The following is a 19,065-nucleotide window of genomic DNA, read 5'->3' as shown; positions in this document are numbered from 1 at the left end:
AAATTCGAGAATGTGAAAGAGCTTGAGATGGGCTTGAAGGAGTACATCCACTACTACAACAACGATCGGATCAAGATCAAACTAAAAGGGCTGAGTCCTGTGCAGTACAGAACTCAGCCCTCTATGGCCTAATCAGCTTTTTAAACCGTCCAACTTATTGGGGTCAGTTCAAAAGCGGGGCTTTTCCGGACGAAGCATGTCTTAAATACCTAACCAGCCATTGGTGCGCGCAAAGTGCAGTGCTTGTGTACGGCTGTTGACACCGAGTCGACGGAATAGCCTCCAGAAGTGAACTTTGACGGTGTGCTCGCTGATGTCGAGTTTTTCAGCAATATCCCGGTTGGACAAACCTTGATCCAGCATGAGGATCAATTGTTTTTGCCGCTTGGAGAGCTTGGTCGGACCTGCCGTAGGATTGGCGGCTTCCTCTTCGGACTCTTCTTCAGTGATCAGCAGTGTGCGCAGTGCTGCAATGATTTGGGCTGGGCTGCTTGACTTCTCGATGAACACATCGGCGCCCGCTTGCAAGCAACGCTCTTCGAATTCGCTGGCGCTGGAACTGGTCACTACGGCCAACGGAACGTCTGGAAATTTGGCTTTGAGAAGCTGAACTCCAGACATACCCAAGGTGTCTGGTAATTGCAAATCCAAACAGAACAATTCAGCCGTACCGTTTTTCTCGACTGTGGATTCGACCACGTTCATTTTAGGTACGGGAATGATTTTCAGCCCTGGTTTGACACGATGTACCAGCATGGTCAGCGCATCGCGCATCAGTGGGTGATCGTCAATGACGTAAACAGTCATGATTTGAATCTCAACGTTAAACGGAAAGTATAAGGATAGCAGCTATTTCGTATTTTTGCAAAAAATTTTAATGAAATCCACAAATTCATTTTGTACTTTTTTCAGAGATGCTTCTAATGATTTCAATATTTTTTACTGCAAGCCCTTGAGCTTCCTGATCAAGGGGTTCAAACAAATGGTTCAGCTCGATCAGCGCACCGAGGCCACCGGATTGGAGGCGCCCGATGGCGTGGCCCGCCTCTTTGGGCGAGGTAAAGCCGCAGCTTTGGAGCAGCAATTGACCTTGAGCATCAATCAGCTTGAAATAAAAGCGCCCATCTTTTTCGCGGTATTGCTTGAAGCTGGGCAGTGCCACTTTGCTGTCTTTGGGGGCTGTTGCGCTGCTGTCAGAGGACAGGGCGCGCAGGCCCACCGCGTGGCGCAGTTCCTTGATGAATGGCGTGGCCATCTGGCGGGCTTTGTCGGCACCGGCCAGCAGGATCTGGTCGAGCTTGGCGGGGTTGTTGATCAGTTCTTGGTACTGCGCACGCATCGGGGCGATTTCGCGGTCAATGCGCTCGAACAGCACTTTTTTGGCATCACCCCAGGCGATGCCGTCGGCATAGGCTTGGGCCAGAGCGGCTGTTTCTTCGGCGCTGGCAAAGGCCTGGTAAATCTGGAACAAGGCAGAGCCTTCGATGTTTTTGGCTTCGCCAGGTGCCTTGGAGTCGGTCACGATACTGGCGATTTGTTTGCGCATTTGAGCGGCGGGCGCAAACAAGGGGATGGTGTTGTCGTAGCTCTTGCTCATCTTGCGGCCATCCAGACCGGGCAAGAGGGCGACCGATTCCTCGACCACGGCCTCGGGCAACACAAAGTGTTCGCCATACAGGTGGTTGAAGCTCGACGCCATGTCGCGTGCCATCTCGATGTGCTGGATCTGGTCGCGGCCCACGGGCACTTTGTGCGCTTTGAACATCAGGATGTCGGCACCCATGAGCACGGGGTACATGAAGAGGCCTGCGGTCACGTCGGTATCGGTGTCATGGCCAGCGGCGTTGTTTTTGTCCACAGCGGCCTTGTAGGCGTGGGCGCGGTTAAGCACGCCCTTACCGGTCACGCAAGTCAAGAACCAGGTCAGCTCGGGGATCTCGGGGATGTCAGACTGGCGGTAGAAGGTGACCTTGTCGGTGTCCAGTCCCGAGGCGATCCAGCTGGCGGCGATCTCCAGCGTTGAGCGCTGGATGCGGACCGGGTCATCGCATTTGATGAGTGCGTGGTAATCGGCCAGGAAATAAAAACCGTCTGTGTTCGCGTTGCGGCTGGCCTGCACCGTGGGACGGATGGCACCCACGTAGTTGCCCAGGTGGGGGGTGCCTGTGGTGGTGATGCCCGTGAGGACGCGGGTGCGTGTGGTAGAGGTCATGAAGAAGTCAGCGTATGGATATCGGGAGGGTGGTCAGCGGATCAAGGCTGCCAGCGGGCTTAAGAGCAGTTTGAGCAGACCGAAGGTCACGCCAATGAGGGGTTGCATCCACAAGCTGTTGACCACGCCTGTGATGACCAAGGCCATGACGATGAAAAAGCCCCAAGGCTCGATCTTGGAAAACATGACTGCTTGGCGCCAAGGCAGCAGGCCCACCAGGATGCGGCCGCCATCCAGTGGGGGCAGTGGAAACAGGTTGAAGGCGAACATGACCACATTGGTCAGCATGCCTGCCTTGCACATCTCGGTGAAAAAGCGCTCGTGCACGCCAGCTGCGGCCAGTGCATAGAGCACCACACCCCACAACAGCGCTTGCAGCAAGTTGGCGGCCGGACCCGCCAGGGCCACCCAGACCATGTCGCGTTTAGGGTGGCGCAGGCGGTCAAAGCGCACTGGCACAGGCTTGGCATAGCCAAACAGGAATGCGCCACCGGTGCTGAAGTACAGCAGCAGTGGCATCAGGATGGTGCCCATGGGGTCGATGTGCACCAAGGGGTTGAGTGTGACGCGCCCGAGCATCGCTGCGGTGGAGTCGCCCAAGCGCTGCGCGGCGTAGCCGTGTGCTGCTTCGTGCAAGGTGATGGCAAAGATCACCGGCAGGGCGTAGATCAGGACGGTTTGGATGAGGTCAGAGATGTTCACGCCCCGATTGTCTCAGACCGGGGCGTTGGCTCAGAGCCCCAACAGCGCGGGGTCGCCTTGCCCATGGCGCAAGACCTCAGGGCTGTCGCCGCTCATGTCCACCACCGTGGTGGGTTCCAGCGAGCAGGCGCCCGCATCGATGACCGCGCCCACCTGGTGCTCCAAGCGTTCACGGATTTCTTCGGGGTCGTTCAGAGGCCCCTCATCGCCGGGCAGGATCAAGGTGGCAGCCAGCAAGGGGGCACCGTGCAGGGCCAGCAGTTCCTGCAGAACTTTGTGGTCGGGCACACGCAGGCCAATGGTCTTGCGCTGCGGGTGGCTGACCCGGCGCGGCACTTCTTTGGTGGCCTCCAGAATGAAGGTGAAAGGCCCCGGCGTGGCTTGTTTGATGGTGCGGAACTGTTTGTTGTCCACCCTCGCGTAATTGGCCAGCTCGCTCAGGTCGCGGCACAAAAGTGTGAGGTGGTGTTTGTCGTCGACCCCGCGCACACGGCGCAGCTGGTCTGCTGCGCTCTTGTCGTCCAGGTGGCAGACCAGGGCGTAGCTCGAATCGGTGGGCACGGCCAGCACGCTGCCTTGGTTCAGCAACTGCACGGCTTGCTTGAGCAAACGGGCCTGCGGGTTGTCGGGGTGGACGCTGAAAAATTGGGCCATGATGGGTCAGGATTCGATGGGTTCGATCGTCACGCGATTTTCATGCACCGTCAGCCAAGCGCCCAGTGCACCGCACAAGGCGATCAGGCCCATGCCGACGAAGGTCCACTGGTCAGGCAAGTGCTGGAAAACCACCCAGCCACCGACCACGCCAAAAGCGATTTGTGCGTACATGTAGGGCGTGAGCGTGGCCGCTGGCGCCAGGCCATAGGCCAGAATCAGCAGGAAATGCCCAATGGAGGCAAGCACGCCCATGATCAGGAGCTGCAACCAGACGGTCCAGTCAGCAGGCATTTCCCACACAAAGGGCAGCGCAAGGGAGGCCAAAATGGTCCCGATCCAGCCGGTGTAAAAGTGCATGGTGATCGGGTCTTCGGTCTTGGTCATCTGACTGGTCAGCAGCTGAAAGGCCGAGTTGGTGCCCACCAGCATCAAAGGGAGGATCACGGTCCAGTCAAAGTGGTGGGTGCCGGGCCGGATGATGACCATGGTGCCGATGAAGCCTCCGACCAAAAGGCTCCAGCGCAATGGCCGGATTTTTTCTTTCAGCTTCCACGCCGCAAACACCGTGATGACCAAAGGGGCCAGCAAGGCAATCGCCGTGAACTCGCCCACAGGCATGTACTTCAAGCTGAAAAACGCCAGGATCGAGCAGGCAAACAGCAGCAGCCCCCGGGCCAGCTGGAACTTGGGATGCCTTGTCAACAACACCCTGCGTCCACGACCAGGCCAAACCACCACCGTGGTGATGACGGCCTGGATGGCGTAGCGAAACCATAAGGCCACCAGCAAAGAAATGCTGGTGCTGACGTGGCGGGTGGTCGTGTCCAGCGTGGCAAAACAGGCCAGAGCCAGCACAACCAGGCCGATGCCTTGCAAGGTGTTGGGGGCTGGCCTTCTCACTGAATGCGATCGGCCAGCAGTTCCCACACGGGGGTCAGCTTGCCAGGCAACAGGGGCAGTGTGCCCAAATCGATGCGGCTTTCGTCGGGGCTGTGGAAGTCGCTGCCGCGCGAAGCGGCCAGGCCAAACTCCAGCGCCGTTTCGGCATAGCGCACAGCCTCTTGCGACGAGTGGCTGCCGGTGATGACCTCCACGCCGCGCCCACCGTGGGCCTTGAATTCGCTGAACAGGGCGTACTCTTCGTTGGGCGTGAAGCCGTAACGCGCAGGGTGGGCAATCACGGCCATGCCACCGGCACCGGTGATCCACTGCACGGCATCTTGCAGGCGAGCCCATCGGTGGGGCACGTAGCCGGGCTTGCCTTCGGTCAGGAATTTGCGAAACACCTCGGAGGTGTCGGTGCACACGCCGCTGTCGACCAGGTGGCGGGCAAAGTGGGTGCGCGAGATCAACTCGGGGTTGCCCACGTATTTCAGGGCGCCTTCGTAGGCGTTGAGGATGCCGACCTTGGCCAGGCCATCGGACATTTCTTGCGCACGCTCGCTGCGCCCACCTCGGGTGCGTTGGAGGCCTTCGACCAATGTGCTGTTGTGGGCGTCAAAGCCCAAGCCCACGATGTGCACGGTGTGGTTGGCAAAGGTGACCGAGATTTCGGTGCCTGTCAGGTAGGGCATGCCGCAAGCGCGGGCAGCCGCCAGTGCGCGGTCTTGGCCGCCCACTTCGTCGTGGTCGGTCAAGGCCCAGAGTTCGACCCCATTGGCTTTGGCGCGCTCGGCCAGGACTTCGGGGGTGAGGGTGCCGTCAGAGACAACGGAATGGCAGTGCAGGTCAGCGTTCATGATGTATTCCAAGGGTCCATTTTAGGCCCACAGCCTGCGGACCCCTGTGCTGCTGTGGAATTTGTGTTTTTGCCCAACAGCCTTGTCATCGGACGGGTTGGCGTTACTCGCCGATAATCGTGGGCATGAACCCGATTGCGAATTTTGTGGAGCCAACGGCATGGCTTTGATGATCACCGACGAATGCATCAACTGCGATGTGTGCGAGCCCGAGTGCCCAAATCAGGCGATTTATCTGGGCGAAGAAATTTACGAAATCGAACCAAGCAAATGCACCGAGTGCGTCGGGCACTTTGAAGAGCCCCAATGCGTGCAGGTCTGCCCCGTGGCCTGCATCCCGGTGAACCCCCAGCATGTGGAGACCTCAGAATCCCTCTGGGCCAAATACCGTCGCTTGCAAGGGCAGTGATTTCATTCAGGTCGCGTCTGTCGACTCGGGGGGCATCACCTTCGGCGGCTTGGGCGGTTTGGGGCGCGGTGGCTTGTTGGTGTGGATCAGTGCCATGGCTTTTTCCATCTCGCCGTCCAACAGCAAAGGCAAGGCTTTCACCGACCGCGCAATGCTGTCTTCGATGGCGGTGCGGTGTTCGGCCATGGGCTTTTTCAATACCCAGCTGACCACTTCGGATTTGACGCCGGGGTGGCCCACGCCAATGCGCAAACGCCAATAGTCGGCGGTGCCCAGCTGAGCGTGGATGTCGCGCAAACCGTTGTGTCCGGCATGGCTGCCGCCCAACTTGAGCTTGGCTTCGCCAGGGGCGATGTCCAGTTCATCGTGCGCGACCAGAATTTCTTGCGGTTGGATTTTGAAAAACCGCGCCAGCGCGCTGACTGATTTGCCCGACAGGTTCATGAAGGTCTGGGGTTCCAGCAACCAAACCGTCTGGCCCTTGACGGTGGTACGGGCCATCAGGCCATGGTAGCTGCGCTCGGGCACCAGCGATACCTTGAGTTCGCGCGCCACCGCATCGATCCACCAGAAACCGGCGTTGTGACGGGTGTCGTCGTATTCAGGGCCGGGATTGCCCAGGCCCACTAAGAGTTTGATCATGGTGCGTGATTATCCGCGCCTAAAGTGGCAGTCTGATAAAGCCTGGGAAATGCAAAAGGCCCGCATGAGCGGGCCTTTTGATCAGAGGCAAAGAGCCTTGGCAGAAGATTACTTCTTGCCTTTTTTGCCTTTTGCGTCTTCAGCAGGAGCAACAGGAGCGGCCACAACTTCTTCGACAAACGCTACCACGGACACCAGAACGGGGTTCTTTTTGCCATGGGTCACGGGCTTGCAGCCAGCGGGCAATGTGATGTCGTTCAGGTGCAGGGAGTTGCCTTTGGTCAGGCCCTTCAGATCCACAGCGATGAATTCTGGCAAGTTGGCAGGCAAGCAAGCCACTTCGATTTCGGTCACGACGTGGTTGATGGTGCACTTGTCTGTCTTGACGGCTTCGGATTCTTCTTCACCGCTGAAGTGCAATGGCACTTTCATTTGCAAAGTGGTGTTGGCATCGACGCGCTGGAAGTCGATGTGTTGCACCAATTGCTTGTAGGGGTGCATTTGGTAGTCACGCAGCAAAACTTTGCTGGACTGACCGTTGAATTCCATGTCCAGAATCGAAGCGTGGAAGGCTTCTTTTTTCAGGGCATGCCACAAAGCGTTGTGGTCCAGCTCGATGAGTTGGGGGGCCGATGTGGAACCGTAAACGATGCCAGGTGTGCGGCCGGAATTGCGGAGACGGCGGCTCGCACCCGTGCCCTGCTTAGCGCGCTCAAAAGCGACAAATTTCATAACTATCTCCATCAAAGGGCTCACCGCGACCAGTGATGCCCTGACTCAAAAAAGCCTGCCAGTCCACTTGGACGGCAGGCCGCTGGTGGCCTGAGCCGGATCAGATTTGATCCGAGAACAGGCTCATCACCGACTCTCCGTTGGCGATCCGGTGCATCGTTTCAGCGATGAGCGGGGCCACAGACAGTTGGCGAATCTTGGTGCAGGCCGCAGCTTGTGCCGACAGCGGAATGGTGTTGGTCACGACGACTTCGTCCAGGGCATCGCCCTTGGAGATGCGCTCAATGGCTGGACCCGAGAAGATCGGGTGTGTGCAGTAGGCATAAACCTTCTTGGCGCCACGCTCTTTGAGCACTTCGGCGGCTTTGACCAAGGTGCCTGCGGTGTCGATCATGTCGTCCATGATCACGCAGTTGCGGCCTTCGATCTCGCCGATCACGTGCATGACTTCGCTCACGTTGGCTTTGGGGCGGCGTTTGTCGATGATGGCCAGGTCACAACCGAGTTGCTTGGCCAAGGCACGGGCACGCACCACACCGCCAACGTCGGGAGACACCACAATCAGGTCTTCGTAGTTTTTCTGGCGCAGATCGCCCAGCAAAACAGGGGAAGCGTAAATGTTGTCGACCGGAATGTCGAAGAAGCCTTGAATTTGGTCGGCGTGCAAGTCCATGGTCAGGACGCGGTCGACGCCGACGGCTTGCAGCATGTTGGCCACCACTTTGGCCGTGATCGGCACACGCGAAGAACGTGGGCGGCGGTCCTGGCGGGCGTAGCCAAAATAGGGGATGACAGCGCTGATGCGGCCAGCCGATGCGCGCTTGAGCGCGTCGACCATGATCAGCAGTTCCATCAGGTTTTCGTTGGTCGGTGCGCAGGTGGACTGCACCACGAAGACTTCACGCGCACGGACGTTTTGCTTGAGTTCGACGGTGACTTCACCGTCCGAGAACCGGCCCACATCGGCGGCGCCCAACTGGGTGCCCAGGTGGTGAGCAATTTCGGCAGCCAAAACAGGGTTGGCGTTGCCGGTGAACAACATGAAGTCGGGGGTGTGTGAAGCAGGCTGCATGGGCATTCCAGCGATCAGAAAAATGGGGCCTGTACGAATGAACGTATTTGGCAGGGGAAGAAGGACTCGAACCTTCGCATGCTGGAATCAAAATCCAGTGCCTTAACCAACTTGGCGACTCCCCTACACGGGTTGACTGCTGAAACAGCAGCCTACCGATCAACTTTCGCTGGATGCCCAACCTTTTAACGGGTGAACTTCCATATTGCTGCATTGGCGCACTTGCCAGTGGTCTGGGACCGAGACTGGCGCTGAGCCTAGTGTGCAGTGTGCAAACACTGCGCTGCCAGAACCTGTCATTCTTCCGTTCAGTCCTGCATCGCGGAGCACTTGGAGTGCTTGCTTCACGTCAGGGCAGAGGGCTTGTGCGACAGGTTGCAGATCATTATGACCGAAGTCATATGCGTCTGCAGCGAAGACCGCTATTGTAGCAGCATTTGTGGCCCGTTGCAGCTCATGTGAAGCAAAAATTTGAGAAGTTTCGATGCCAGCTGCTGGTTTGATGACCCAAAACTGGGCTGGCGGCAGATCGACGGGGGTGATTTGCTCGCCGATACCTTCGACCCAGGCATTGCGTCCGCGCAGGAAAAAAGGCACATCGGCGCCCAGTTGCAGGCCCAGTTTTTCAAGCGTGGGCGAATCCAGGTGCAGGTCCCAAAGCTGGTTCAAGGCCAACAAACAACTGGCTGCATCGGATGAGCCGCCGCCCATGCCGGCTTGGGCCGGGATGCGTTTTTCGACCGCAATGTGAGCGCCGGCTGTGCTGCCGGTGTGTTGCTGGAGCAAACGTGCTGCGCGCGTGATCAGGTCATCGGCGGGCAGTTTGACCGTGAGGTCTTCTCGTGAGATCTGGCCGTCCGAGCGCTTTTCAAAATGCAAGGTGTCGCACCAGTCGATCAGCATGAACACCGATTGCAGCAAGTGGTAGCCGTCGGGGCGGCGACCGGTGATGTGCAAAAACAGGTTCAGTTTGGCGGGGGCGGGGACATCGAGCAGCGATTTCATGGCTTGATTATCGCCAGAGCTGTGGGCCTGCAGTGGCGCTTATTGATCGAGCACGATGCGCAGGGTCGCTGCAGGCGCGGGCTGAGACCGTTGTGCCAGCAAGCGGCCTTGGGGCTGGCCCGACAAGTCGGCTTGCCAGCCGTGCTCAGATGCTGGCCGTCCGGCCAGCCATTCAAACAGCGCGGTCACTGGCAGTGGGGTGCCCGTCATGCGCTCGCTCAGGCTGGACAAGCTCTCGCTTTGCACGCTGCGGCCTGCTTGTTCGAGGCGGGCGTTTGTGGGATTCCAGCTGAGCTTGGCCAGTGTGGTGCCGATCGGGCTGAGCAGCAGCAGCTCGCCTTGTGCTGCCGAGCCTTGCAGCTCGAAATTGGCGAACCATTGCTGTGGCGGTTCGGACGCCACTTGCAGGGCCAGGCGTCCGGACCAGAACGCATCGGCTTGAATCGATGGCCGTGGCGTGGCACAGCCTGACAGGACCCCTGCGCACAAGAGCAAGCAGCTGCGTCGCTGAAGGCTCATGGCTTGAAGTTCAAACGCTTGAGGGTTTCGAGCAGGGTCTCGTTGTCTGCCTTGAGCAGCAGGCCTTCGCGCCAGATGGCGCCGGCTTCTTGTGTGTTGCCCATGGCCCACAGCACTTCGCCCAGGTGCGCTGCGATTTCGGCATCGGGCTTGGCCTTGTAGGCTGCTGTCAGGATTTTCAGGGCCTCGGCGTGTTGGCCTTGGCGAAAGGCCACCCAGCCCAGACTGTCCTGGATGTAGGGGTCTTGAGGCGTCAGCGCGACCGCTTGTTCAATCAAGACTCGCGCCTCGGGCAGCCGCACATTGCGGTCCGCCAGCGAATAGCCCAACGCGTTGAAGGCCTGCGGGTCTTTGGGGCGGAGTTTCATGACCTGGCGAAGCAGGCGTTCCATCTCGTCGTGGCGCTGGAGCTTTTCGGTCACCATGGCCAATTCGGAGGCCAAGTCTGCGTCTTCAGGGCTTTCTTTCAGGGCTGCTTGAACCAATGGGTAGGCCTGGGCCGATTGCAGGTGCTCGCGCAACCATTGTGATTGCGCCAGTGTTTTGCGCTTGGCTTGTTCGGGGCTGCTTGTCTTGACTTGGGCGAGCACCAAGCGCGCTTCGCTCATGCGGCCTTGCTGGGCCAGCAAGTCTGCTTGGCGGCTAGCCAATTTGATCGGGTCTGCTGTGGCGGGCATCTGAGCCAACCATTTTTGGGCTTGATCGAGCTGGCCTTGGCGCTGCGCGATTTGTGACAAGGCCATGAGCGCTTCGGCTTGCCCGGCTTGCTGTTCGGGTTCGGTGTTTTTGGCGTTGAGCTGCACAAATTGGCTCAGCTGCTGTTGGGCCTCGGCAATTTGTCCCATGTCTTGCAGCAGCAAGCCCCGAATCAGCCAGCCTTCGGCAAACTCTGGGTGCTTGGCGTTGAGCTGTGTCAGTTCATGCAAGGCTTTGGGGTATTGCTGCTGCGAGATCAAGGTGCGTGCGTAGCCCAGTCGCAACTCCGGCAGGACATTGCCCTGCATGGCCTCGTCCAACATGGCTTGAAGTTTAGGGTTGGCGCTGCCCATCAGGCTCAGACCCAAAATGATGGGCCCCGGGGACGATGTGTCTGCCGTGCGGGCTTTGAGGGCTGCTTCAATGGCCAAGTCTTCCTGTCCGGCATCGCGCCGCATCCGTCCGATGGTGGTCCAAGCCGTTGCAGACCCAGGGACCTTGGCGGTGTATTTGGTCAGTGCCTTTTCAACCACATCGGCTGCGCGCTTTTTGTCCGGCAGCGGCGCAAACAAGCGCGGCACGGAGGCCATGGCCCCCGTCAGCTCGGCGGCTGGCAATTCGTTGAGCGAGACAAGCAAGGCCTGGCCTGCTTCCTCTGGGCGGTTCAGGGCCAGCAGGATTTGCAAAATGAAACGGTTGGGCTCACTGTCCTGGGGCAGTTCACGCTTCCAGGTTTGGGCCGCTTGCAAGGCGGCATCGCCCGATCGGGCTTGCAGGGCAATGTCCACAGCGCGTTGGAACAAGGCGGGGTCACGCGTCTTGCGCGCGGCATCGAGCAGCATCGAAAAACCAGCGCCTGGCGAGCCCTCGCGCGCATTGAGTTCTCCCAACAAGAGTTGGTAGAACAACACAGCATCCAGTGCAGAGGGCGCTGCCGCGGGCTCGGCTTTAGGGTCTGTAGTTTGGGCCCAAGCACCGACGATGCAAGAGGACAAGATGGCGAGGCGGAACCAAAATTTCATGCGGCCCATCATAATCCAGCCACCCTTTCAAGCTGAGCGCTCGATGCCGATATCCGTGTCGGGTGCCGGACAAGCCCATGCCAGAACTCCCAGAAGTAGAAGTCACCCGTCGCAGCTTTGCAGACCGCATCCAGTCGGCTGGCATTGCCGATTTGCGCATGGGCAAACCCCTGCGCTGGCCCTTGGGGGTGGAACCGCTCAGTTTGGTGGGGTGCCGCGTGGTGGGTGTGCGCCGCCGTGGCAAATATTTGTTGTTGGATCTGGATGAGGGCTTGTTGCTGCTGCACTTGGGCATGTCGGGCAGTCTGAACTTTGCACCTGTTCAGCCAGAGGCGGGGCCGCATGACCACATGGACTTGGTGACCGACAAAGGCGTGTTGCGCTTGCATGATCCGCGACGTTTTGGCGCGGTCGTGTGGGCGCCTTCGGAAAACTCGCCCCAAGCGCAGAAGTTGCTTGGCCACCTTGGCGTGGAGCCTTTGGATGGCGGTTTTGATGTGAGCGCTTTTGCCTTGGCACTGAAAAAACGCCAGTCTGCCATCAAGCAGGTTTTGCTGGCGGGCGACATTGTCGTCGGAGTGGGTAATATTTATGCCTCCGAAGCCTTGTTCATGGCAGGCATTCGGCCCACCACGAAAGCGTCCAAATTGTCCAAACCGCGTGTAGCCCGTTTGCATGCTGCGATTGTTCAGGTCCTCACGCGGGCCGTGCAACAAGGCGGCAGCACACTCAAAGATTTTGTGAGCGCCGAAGGCCGCACCGGTTACTTTCAGCTGGAGGCGGCGGTGTATGGCCGCGCAGGCGAGCCTTGCCGGTCGTGTGCGACGCCCATCCGTTCTTTGCTGCAAGGCCAACGCACCACTTTTTATTGCCCCACATGCCAGAAACCGTGATGCCATTGCCCGCCAACTTTGCCCGCCACATGGTGGACTGGCAGCGCCAACATGGTCGCCAAAGCCTGCCTTGGCAAAACACGCAAGACCCTTACCGCGTTTGGCTGTCCGAGATCATGTTGCAGCAAACCCAGGTGAGCACGGTGCTCGATTACTTCCCTCGATTTTTGAGTCGCTTTCCGGATGTGGCTGCCTTGGGCGCCGCCGAACAAGACGATGTGCTGGCGCTGTGGAGCGGTCTGGGTTACTACAGCCGTGCCCGCAACCTGCACCGCTGTGCGCAGGACGTCATGGCGCGGTTTGGGGGAGCCTTTCCGCAGCAGGCTGAAGCCTTGCAGACCTTGCCCGGCATCGGCCGCTCAACAGCCGCCGCCATTGCCGCCTTTTGCTTTCAGGAGCGCGCTGCGATCCTGGATGGCAACGTCAAACGGGTGCTGACCCGGGTGCTCGGCTATGCCGATGACCTGGCTGTTGCCAAAAACGAAAAGGCACTTTGGGCTTTGGCACAAGACCTCTTGCCCGCCGAGCCCGGCGACATGCCGCGTTACACCCAGTCCTTGATGGATTTGGGCGCAACGGTCTGTTTGCCGCGCAAGACGCAATGTGAGGTCTGTCCTGTCGCGAGTGTGTGTGCAGCCAAGAGGCGGGGTGAGCCTTTGGCGTACCCGGTCAAGACCCGTAAACTCAAGCGCAGCAGCGCCACGCTGTGGTTGCTGTGGGCAGTGAATGTCAAAGGACAGGTCTGGTTGCAAAAGCGCCCCGATAAGGGTATTTGGGCCGGTCTGTTCTGTTTGCCGGTTTTTGAATCGGAGGTCGCGCTGCTGGCTTCATGGTCGCAAGGCCAAGACGCGCAATACATCGAGCCTTGGAAACATGTGCTCACGCACCGCGATTTGCATCTGCATCCTGTGCGCTTGACAGGACCGGTCAAGTACACGCCAGTTGGAGATGGTCAATGGGTCGATGCCCGCGTCTGGCCCGATTTGGGATTGCCCGCGCCGATACGGACTTTGTTGATGTCTTGAAGCAACCGACTTGTCAGGTCGGTCACTTCAGAGAGCGTCCAGCTCGCGGTGTCTTTTGAGAGTGAGCCAGCGCGAGCCAAAGCTCTGGGCCAGCTGCTCGACCATGAACACTGAGCGGTGCTGACCGCCCGTGCAACCGATGGCCACGGTGACATAGCTGCGGTGATCGCGCTCGATGGCGGGAATCCATTGCTTGAGAAAGCCCTCTATTTGCAATTGCATTTGCACAAATTCTTCGGATTGGCGCAGGTAGTCCTGCACCGGCGCATCGCGCCCTGTCAGGGGTTTGAGGGCGCTTTCATAGTGTGGGTTGGGCAGCATGCGCACGTCGAACACATAGTCCGCATCGGTCGGGATACCGCGCTTGAAAGCGAAGGACTCGAACACCAAGGTCAGCTGAGCCACGGGCGCACTGACCAGGGTTTTGATGTAAGTCTGTAATTGGGCCGAGCGCAGAAAGCTGGTGTCAATCACATGGGCGCGGTCGCGCAAATCAGCCAACAACTCGCGCTCGAATTGGATAGTCTCGAACAGTGCCTTGTCGCCTTGCGGTTTGGACCCGCCTGACAAGGGGTGTTTGCGCCGTGTTTCGGAATAACGGCGCTGCAGCGTCTCTGATGAAGCGTCCAGAAAGACCGATTTGACCGTCATGCCCATGTCGCGCAGGATGGCCATTTGCTCGGGCATGAGATGCAGCGAGTTGGCGCTGCGCACGTCGATGGCGATGGCCAGGCGCGGCTCTTGTTGCTGCTCTTCAAGCTTGACGAACGGGATCAGCAGCTCGGGCGGCAGGTTGTCCACGCAGTAGTAACCGGCGTCTTCCAGGGCGTGCAGCGCCACCGATTTGCCGGAGCCGGACATGCCGGTGATCAGGATGATGTCCATGTTCAGCTTTGGGGTGCGCCCAGCATTTCGCGGGCATGGGCCAAGGTGGTGGCCGAGAGTTTTTCGCCGCCCAGCATGCGGGCGATTTCGCTGACGCGTTCTTCGCCGCTGACCGCACGCACTTGGCTGCTGACCTGGCCTTGGTTGGCGGCTTTGCTGACCAACAAGTGGTGGTCGGCACATGCGGCCACCTGGGGCAGGTGGGTCACGGCCAGCACCTGGCGGTGTTGGCCCAGTTGTTTCATCAGGCGGCCCACGGTTTCGGCCACGGCGCCGCCCACGCCGGAGTCGACCTCGTCAAAGATCAAGGTGCCCGCTTCGCCCAGCTCGCTGGTGGTGACCGCAATGGCCAGCGCGATGCGCGATAGCTCGCCGCCCGAGGCGACTTTGCCCACGGGGCGCGTTGTGCTGCCTTCGTGTCCGGCGACCAGAAAAGCGACTTCTTCTAGGCCGTGTTGTGCGGGGGCGTCCAGCGTTTGCAAACTGACTTCAAAGCGGCCGCCTTGCATGCCCAGCTGCTGCATGGCTGCGGTGACGGCTTTGGCCAGGGGTTTGGCGGCTTTTTGGCGCTGCGCAGAGATCTGCTGCGCGGCTTGCAGGCAGGCACGGTGTGCGGCTTGTTCGGCTTTTTGCAGCACGTCCAGATCGGCTGCGGCATCCAGCCGTGCCAACTCTTCGCGCCATTGGGCAAGCACTTGAGGCAGTTCGTCGGGGGACTTTTTGTAGCGGCGGGCCAGCGACAGCCACTGGCCCATGCGCTCGTCGAGTTCGGCCAGCGTCTGCGGGTCCAGGTCGGTCTTGCGCAGGTAGCTGTGCAGGCTGTGGGCCACGTCTTCGGCTTGGGCCTGGGCCGACAGCAGCACCTCGGCCAAGGCGTTGAATTCGGGCTCCACATGGCCCAGCGCTTGCAGGCTTTGGATGGCCCGGGACAGCTGGCGCAGGGCACCGCCATCGTCGTCGCCTTCCAGCAGCAAGGTGGTTTCGTTGGCCGCGTCGATCAAGGCTTGCGCATTGGCCAAGCGGCTGTGCTGGGTGCTGATGTCTTCCCACTCGCCAGCGGCGGGCTTGAGCTTGTTCAGCTCACCGATTTGCCAAGCCAGGCGTTCGCGCTCGTTGGCCAGGGTGCTTTGGGCTTGCTGGGCATCGGCCAAGGTTTGCTGGGCCTGGCGCCAGGCGTGCCATGCGGCTTTGAGCGGGCGGGTGTCGATGCTGGCATAGGCGTCGAGCAAACCACGCACCGCGTCGGGTCGGGTCAGGCTTTGCCAAGCGTGCTGGCCGTGGATGTCGAGCAAATGCTCGCCCAGCTCACGCAGTTGGGTGGCGGTGGCGGGGCTGCCGTTGATCCAGGCGCGGCTTTTGCCGGTGGTGTCCACGGTGCGGCGCAGCAGCAGGGCGGCGTCGTTTTCAAAGCCGGCTTCGTGCAGCCAGGCCGCCACGGCGGGTGTGGGCTCGAACTCGGCGCAGACTTCGCAGCGGCTGGCGCCTTCGCGCACCACGCTGGTCTCGGCCCGGGCGCCCAAGGCCAGTTGCAGGGCGTCAATCAATATGGATTTGCCCGCTCCGGTCTCGCCCGTCAACACGCCAAACCCGGTGTTCAGGTCCAGTTCCAGTTCGCGCACGATCACAAAATCGCGCAGGGTGATGTGCGTCAGTGCCACGGCTCAGTCGCCCCCGTTCCAGTGCATTTTTTTGCGCAGGGTGTCAAAGTAGTTCCAGCCCTCGGGGTGCAAAAAGCGCACCGTGTGTTCCGAGCGTTGGACCATGATGCGGTCACCCAGAATCAGGTCAGCCAGCGATTGCATGTCGAAATTGGCGCTCACATAGCGGCCACCCACGATCTCGATGCTGATCTCGGACGACTCGGGCAACACGATCGGGCGATTGGACAAGGTGTGCGGTGCAATCGGGGCCATGACCCAGCCACCAATGGCCGGGTGCATCAGCGGGCCACCGACCGACAGCGAGTAAGCGGTGGAGCCCGTGGGCGTGGCAATGATCAGGCCGTCTGCGCGCTGGTTGGACACAAAGCGGCCATCGACTTCGACGCGCAGCTCGACCATGCCCGAGGTGCCTCCGCGGTTGACCACCACGTCGTTCATCGCCAAGGCGCTGAAGACCGAGCGTTGGTCGCGCATGACGTGGGCTTGCAGCAAGCTGCGGTCTTCGGTTTGGTAGCGGCCCTGCAGCATGGGGCGCAACACCTCCTGGTAGCTTTGCAGGGGAATGTCGGTGATGAAACCCAGTCGGCCTTGGTTGATGCCCATCAAGGGCAAGTTGAAGCGCGCCATTTGGCGACCGATGCCCAGCATGGTGCCGTCGCCGCCAATCACCAGGCCCAGATCGCACTGGGCGCCAATGGCGTTCATGTCCAGCATGGGGTATTGGTTGAGCCCAGTGTGCAGGGCGGTTTCCCGGTCCAGCACCACATCGCAACCTTGCCTGGTCAAGAATTGGGCCACGTCGTCCAAAGCCCGGCGTGAACTCTCCAGCGCACCGCCTTGGGTGGTCGTGTGGTACTTGCCAAACAGCGCAACGTGACGGAATTGGGATCTCATCCGCAAATTACATCATTAAAATGGTCAAATGCTCGACGACCGTGCCAAGTTATTGCTCAAAGCCCTGGTGGAACGCTACATCGCGGACGGCCAACCGGTGGGCTCACGCACGCTCTCGAAAGCCTCGGGGCTGGACCTGTCGCCCGCGACCATCCGCAATGTGATGGCCGACCTGGAAGAGCTGGGCCTGATCGCCAGCCCGCACACCTCGGCCGGGCGCATCCCGACCACACGGGGTTACCGTTTGTTTGTGGACACCATGCTCACGGTGGACCGCAGCGGCTTGCAGGCCCCGGCGCTCACGCCCGATCAACCCCAAAAGGTGATTGCCAGCGCCGCCAATTTGCTGTCGAGCTTGTCGCAGTTTGTGGGCGTGGTCATGGCGCCCAAGCGGGCTTCGGTTTTCCGGCACATCGAATTCTTGCGCCTGTCCGAACGGCGTTTGCTGGTGATCATCGTCTCGCCCGAGGGCGATGTGCAAAACCGCATCCTGTTCACCGAGACCGATTACTCGCAGAGCCAGTTGATCGAGACCTCCAATTACCTGAACACGCATTACGCGGGCATGGCCATCGAACAAGTGCGCAGCCGCGTTCAGCAAGAGCTGGTCAGCCTGCAGGGCGAGATCGCCACCTTGATGCAAGCGGCCGTCCGGGTCAGTTCGGAAGCCATGGCCGATGACCACAACGAGGTGGTCATTTCGGGTGAGCGCAACTTGCTGTCGGTGAGCGATTTTTCCGGCGACATGGGGCATCTGCGCCGGGCGTTTGATTTGTTCGAGCAAAAGACGCAGCTCATGCGCTTGCTCGATGTGTCGAGCCAAGCCGAAGGCGTGCGCATCTACATTGGCGGCGAAAGCCAGATCGTGCCCATGCAGGAACTGTCGGTCGTCAGCGCGCCCTATGAGGTGGATGGGCTGATCGTGGGCACCTTGGGCGTGATCGGCCCGACCCGCATGCCCTATGACCGCATGATCCAGATCGTCAACATCACCTCGCGCCTGGTCAGCAATGCACTGAGCCAGTCCAAATAGCGCCTTCAGGCCACTACAATCACGGCTTAGGTTGGGGCGTTAGCTCAGTTGGTTAGAGCAGAGGACTCATAATCCTTTGGTCCACGGTTCAAGTCCGTGACGCCCTACCATTTAAATCTTGCCAGTCACTTTGTAAAACGCTACAAAGTGACTTTTTTTCGTGTGTGTGCCAAATTGACGCACGCTGCCCGCACAGTTCTGCCACGCTGGAGGACTGTGTTCAATGACGAAAAGCCACGCTGAGCCTCCGCTGGCGATAGACAAAGCCACCGCCAGCACAAGCCGTCAACGCTGGACTGACGCACTGATAGCAGCGTCGCCCAGCGTGTTGCTGCTGCGAGACGGTGAATTGGTGCTGTATCGCCGCACACGCAGTCTGCTTTACCAGTGTCGCTTCAAGTTGGCAGATGGAAAATGGCACAGATTCTCAACTCGCAAAGCCAGTTTAGAAAACGCCATGGCCGCTGCCTGCGATATGTATGACGAAGCCAGATACCGTCAGCGGCTGGGCTTAGCACACAGAACACACACTTTCGCACAGATAGCCTCAATCACGCTGGCAGAAATGCGTCAGCAAATTGACTTGAGCACTGGCAAAACTGCGGTTCATTCTTACGCCACCTGTATTGAGAAATACTTCTTGCCGTACTTTGGTGACAAGGTGCTGGAGGAGTTGACGCACACAGATGTGCGTGAATTTGAGTTGTGGCGGGACAGGCAAATGACGCGCAAGCCTAAAACAAGCACGCTGAACAACTTCACCAGTGCTTGGAACCGTGTAATTACCACTGCGGTGGAACGAGGGTTTATCAGTGAGCGTGTGCCCGTGCCCAAACTAACCGCAAAGGGCGTAAAGGGCAAAGCGAGACCTGGCTTTAGCGAAGACGAAATCAAGCACCTGCTGGCATTTATGGAAGGGTGGCAACACGAGGGCGTCAAAAGCGTTGAACGAGAAATGCGTCCATTACTGCGTGACTATGTGGAGATGTTGCTGCTGACAGGTATGCGGCACGGCACAGAAGCAATGGGCATCTGCTGGCGGCACTTGGAGTGGCATACAGACAAAGGCGTGCGCTACCTGCGTATTTGGGTTGATTGACCTGCCCCCTCTAGCCATACCAATCAATCGGAAGTAGTCCAAGGGTTCAAGGTTAATCCAAAACTTGAGGGTTGAGATTTGCAACAGCATTGGTTTGAATCCTTTGCTGCTGCGCGAACTGAGCCGGGGGAATCCGGCCCAGGCTGCTGTGGGGCCTGACTTCGTTGT

21 protein-coding genes and 2 tRNA genes are annotated in these 19,065 nt (G+C 59.4%); 7 read left to right on the top strand and 16 right to left on the bottom strand.

The features are described 5' to 3' along the window. Positions 1-132 (top strand): IS3 family transposase (locus tag B9Z52_RS17285; protein ID WP_146182808.1); only part of this gene is annotated, 132 nt, incomplete at its 5' end. A gap of 69 nt (positions 133-201) precedes the next feature. Here the strand turns inward: B9Z52_RS17285 and B9Z52_RS17280 are convergent. The 6 genes from B9Z52_RS17280 to B9Z52_RS17255 all read right to left on the bottom strand — a co-directional run bounded on the left by B9Z52_RS17280 (position 202) and on the right by B9Z52_RS17255 (position 5,310). Next, positions 202-807, bottom strand: a complete 606-nt coding sequence (locus tag B9Z52_RS17280) for a response regulator transcription factor (RefSeq protein ID WP_108415081.1) — start codon at positions 805-807, stop codon at positions 202-204. A gap of 85 nt (positions 808-892) precedes the next feature. Further along, positions 893-2,212 carry a tryptophan--tRNA ligase gene (locus tag B9Z52_RS17275; RefSeq protein ID WP_108415080.1) on the bottom strand — a complete coding sequence of 440 codons (1,320 nt, stop codon included), beginning with the start codon at positions 2,210-2,212 and terminating at the stop codon, positions 893-895. 33 nt (positions 2,213-2,245) lie between these two features. Beyond that, positions 2,246-2,914 (bottom strand): site-2 protease family protein, encoded by a 669-nt coding sequence (locus B9Z52_RS17270; RefSeq protein ID WP_108415079.1) that lies wholly within the window; start codon positions 2,912-2,914, stop codon positions 2,246-2,248. Positions 2,915-2,944: 30 nt separating this feature from the next. Next, complete coding sequence (locus B9Z52_RS17265) at positions 2,945-3,568, bottom strand: L-threonylcarbamoyladenylate synthase (RefSeq protein WP_108415078.1); 624 nt, start codon at positions 3,566-3,568, stop codon at positions 2,945-2,947. Between the two features lie 6 nt (positions 3,569-3,574). Further along, positions 3,575-4,447: a DMT family transporter gene (locus B9Z52_RS17260; RefSeq protein ID WP_233252013.1), complete on the bottom strand. Its 873-nt coding sequence runs from the start codon at positions 4,445-4,447 to the stop codon at positions 3,575-3,577. A gap of 20 nt (positions 4,448-4,467) precedes the next feature. Then, entirely contained in the window at positions 4,468-5,310 is an 843-nt protein-coding gene (locus B9Z52_RS17255; protein ID WP_108415086.1) for a 3',5'-nucleoside bisphosphate phosphatase, read from the bottom strand. Positions 5,311-5,470: 160 nt separating this feature from the next. Between B9Z52_RS17255 and B9Z52_RS17250 the strand changes: the two genes are divergently transcribed. After that, positions 5,471-5,719 carry a YfhL family 4Fe-4S dicluster ferredoxin gene (locus B9Z52_RS17250; protein WP_108415076.1) on the top strand — a complete coding sequence of 83 codons (249 nt, stop codon included), beginning with the start codon at positions 5,471-5,473 and terminating at the stop codon, positions 5,717-5,719. A 6-nt stretch (positions 5,720-5,725) separates the two neighbouring features. Here B9Z52_RS17250 and pth read toward each other — a convergent pair whose 3' ends face one another. From pth to B9Z52_RS17215, 7 genes are all read right to left on the bottom strand, one after another. After that, a complete protein-coding gene (pth, locus tag B9Z52_RS17245; RefSeq protein WP_108415075.1) occupies positions 5,726-6,361 on the bottom strand; it encodes an aminoacyl-tRNA hydrolase in 636 nt (211 codons plus the stop codon). 108 nt (positions 6,362-6,469) lie between these two features. Continuing rightward, positions 6,470-7,093 (bottom strand): 50S ribosomal protein L25/general stress protein Ctc, encoded by a 624-nt coding sequence (locus tag B9Z52_RS17240; RefSeq protein WP_108415074.1) that lies wholly within the window; start codon positions 7,091-7,093, stop codon positions 6,470-6,472. A 100-nt stretch (positions 7,094-7,193) separates the two neighbouring features. Beyond that, entirely contained in the window at positions 7,194-8,171 is a 978-nt protein-coding gene (locus tag B9Z52_RS17235) for a ribose-phosphate pyrophosphokinase (RefSeq protein WP_369907952.1), read from the bottom strand. A gap of 42 nt (positions 8,172-8,213) precedes the next feature. Next, positions 8,214-8,290 (bottom strand) — tRNA-Gln (locus B9Z52_RS17230). Positions 8,291-8,324: 34 nt separating this feature from the next. Then, entirely contained in the window at positions 8,325-9,170 is an 846-nt protein-coding gene (gene ispE, locus B9Z52_RS17225) for a 4-(cytidine 5'-diphospho)-2-C-methyl-D-erythritol kinase (RefSeq protein ID WP_108415073.1), read from the bottom strand. A 39-nt stretch (positions 9,171-9,209) separates the two neighbouring features. Continuing rightward, the gene (locus B9Z52_RS17220; protein ID WP_108415072.1) at positions 9,210-9,689 is read right to left on the bottom strand and encodes a lipoprotein insertase outer membrane protein LolB; all 480 of its coding nucleotides are present in this window, start codon (positions 9,687-9,689) and stop codon (positions 9,210-9,212) included. Next, positions 9,686-11,407 (bottom strand): tetratricopeptide repeat protein, encoded by a 1,722-nt coding sequence (locus B9Z52_RS17215; protein ID WP_233252012.1) that lies wholly within the window; start codon positions 11,405-11,407, stop codon positions 9,686-9,688. Before B9Z52_RS17215 ends, B9Z52_RS17220 begins: the two co-directional genes overlap by 4 nt. Before the next feature lie 77 nt (positions 11,408-11,484). On the opposite strand from B9Z52_RS17215, the gene mutM reads away from it, so the two are divergent. Both mutM and mutY read left to right on the top strand, forming a co-directional pair. After that, positions 11,485-12,300, top strand: a complete 816-nt coding sequence (gene mutM / locus B9Z52_RS17210; RefSeq protein WP_108415083.1) for a bifunctional DNA-formamidopyrimidine glycosylase/DNA-(apurinic or apyrimidinic site) lyase — start codon at positions 11,485-11,487, stop codon at positions 12,298-12,300. Further along, the gene (mutY, locus tag B9Z52_RS17205) at positions 12,285-13,325 is read left to right on the top strand and encodes an A/G-specific adenine glycosylase (RefSeq protein ID WP_233252011.1); all 1,041 of its coding nucleotides are present in this window, start codon (positions 12,285-12,287) and stop codon (positions 13,323-13,325) included. Before mutM ends, mutY begins: the two co-directional genes overlap by 16 nt. Positions 13,326-13,352: 27 nt before the next feature. On the opposite strand, the gene rapZ is transcribed toward mutY, so the two are convergent. The 3 genes from rapZ to B9Z52_RS17190 are packed head-to-tail and all read right to left on the bottom strand — an operon-like array spanning position 13,353 to position 16,765. Further along, positions 13,353-14,216, bottom strand: a complete 864-nt coding sequence (rapZ, locus tag B9Z52_RS17200) for an RNase adapter RapZ (protein WP_108415082.1) — start codon at positions 14,214-14,216, stop codon at positions 13,353-13,355. Beyond that, positions 14,213-15,868, bottom strand: coding sequence for a DNA repair protein RecN (gene recN / locus B9Z52_RS17195; protein WP_108415070.1), 1,656 nt, complete (start codon positions 15,866-15,868; stop codon positions 14,213-14,215). The genes rapZ and recN overlap by 4 nt, the downstream gene beginning before the upstream one ends. 3 nt (positions 15,869-15,871) lie before the next feature. Next, positions 15,872-16,765 carry an NAD kinase gene (locus B9Z52_RS17190; protein WP_108415069.1) on the bottom strand — a complete coding sequence of 298 codons (894 nt, stop codon included), beginning with the start codon at positions 16,763-16,765 and terminating at the stop codon, positions 15,872-15,874. A 28-nt stretch (positions 16,766-16,793) separates the two neighbouring features. Between B9Z52_RS17190 and hrcA the strand changes: the two genes are divergently transcribed. The 3 genes from hrcA to B9Z52_RS17175 all read left to right on the top strand — a co-directional run bounded on the left by hrcA (position 16,794) and on the right by B9Z52_RS17175 (position 18,897). Beyond that, complete coding sequence (gene hrcA, locus B9Z52_RS17185) at positions 16,794-17,798, top strand: heat-inducible transcriptional repressor HrcA (protein WP_108415068.1); 1,005 nt, start codon at positions 16,794-16,796, stop codon at positions 17,796-17,798. A 33-nt stretch (positions 17,799-17,831) separates the two neighbouring features. Then, a tRNA-Ile gene (locus tag B9Z52_RS17180) sits at positions 17,832-17,908 on the top strand. Between the two features lie 113 nt (positions 17,909-18,021). Then, positions 18,022-18,897, top strand: coding sequence for a hypothetical protein (locus B9Z52_RS17175; RefSeq protein ID WP_233252010.1), 876 nt, complete (start codon positions 18,022-18,024; stop codon positions 18,895-18,897). Positions 18,898-19,065 lie beyond the last annotated feature (168 nt).

Origin of the sequence: Limnohabitans sp. Jir72 (genome assembly GCF_003063575.1) — a bacterium.
Classification (GTDB): domain Bacteria; phylum Pseudomonadota; class Gammaproteobacteria; order Burkholderiales; family Burkholderiaceae_C; genus Limnohabitans_A.
This window is presented reverse-complemented; position numbering and strand designations above follow the sequence as displayed.

What these genes read in the sequence shown, in the direction of transcription:
- B9Z52_RS17235 (WP_369907952.1), bottom strand. Translation starts at nt 8,171, where the DNA reads ATGCCCATGCAGCCTGCTTCACACACCCCCGACTTCATGTTGTTCACC.
- B9Z52_RS17240 (WP_108415074.1), bottom strand. Translation starts at nt 7,093, where the DNA reads ATGAAATTTGTCGCTTTTGAGCGCGCTAAGCAGGGCACGGGTGCGAGC.
- B9Z52_RS17265 (WP_108415078.1), bottom strand. Translation starts at nt 3,568, where the DNA reads ATGGCCCAATTTTTCAGCGTCCACCCCGACAACCCGCAGGCCCGTTTG.
- B9Z52_RS17280 (WP_108415081.1), bottom strand. Translation starts at nt 807, where the DNA reads ATGACTGTTTACGTCATTGACGATCACCCACTGATGCGCGATGCGCTG.
- B9Z52_RS17250 (WP_108415076.1), top strand. Translation starts at nt 5,471, where the DNA reads ATGGCTTTGATGATCACCGACGAATGCATCAACTGCGATGTGTGCGAG.
- mutY (WP_233252011.1), top strand. Translation starts at nt 12,285, where the DNA reads ATGCCAGAAACCGTGATGCCATTGCCCGCCAACTTTGCCCGCCACATG.
- B9Z52_RS17220 (WP_108415072.1), bottom strand. Translation starts at nt 9,689, where the DNA reads ATGAGCCTTCAGCGACGCAGCTGCTTGCTCTTGTGCGCAGGGGTCCTG.
- B9Z52_RS17190 (WP_108415069.1), bottom strand. Translation starts at nt 16,765, where the DNA reads ATGAGATCCCAATTCCGTCACGTTGCGCTGTTTGGCAAGTACCACACG.
- pth (WP_108415075.1), bottom strand. Translation starts at nt 6,361, where the DNA reads ATGATCAAACTCTTAGTGGGCCTGGGCAATCCCGGCCCTGAATACGAC.
- B9Z52_RS17255 (WP_108415086.1), bottom strand. Translation starts at nt 5,310, where the DNA reads ATGAACGCTGACCTGCACTGCCATTCCGTTGTCTCTGACGGCACCCTC.
- hrcA (WP_108415068.1), top strand. Translation starts at nt 16,794, where the DNA reads ATGCTCGACGACCGTGCCAAGTTATTGCTCAAAGCCCTGGTGGAACGC.
- mutM (WP_108415083.1), top strand. Translation starts at nt 11,485, where the DNA reads ATGCCAGAACTCCCAGAAGTAGAAGTCACCCGTCGCAGCTTTGCAGAC.
- B9Z52_RS17215 (WP_233252012.1), bottom strand. Translation starts at nt 11,407, where the DNA reads ATGAAATTTTGGTTCCGCCTCGCCATCTTGTCCTCTTGCATCGTCGGT.
- ispE (WP_108415073.1), bottom strand. Translation starts at nt 9,170, where the DNA reads ATGAAATCGCTGCTCGATGTCCCCGCCCCCGCCAAACTGAACCTGTTT.
- B9Z52_RS17175 (WP_233252010.1), top strand. Translation starts at nt 18,022, where the DNA reads ATGACGAAAAGCCACGCTGAGCCTCCGCTGGCGATAGACAAAGCCACC.
- B9Z52_RS17275 (WP_108415080.1), bottom strand. Translation starts at nt 2,212, where the DNA reads ATGACCTCTACCACACGCACCCGCGTCCTCACGGGCATCACCACCACA.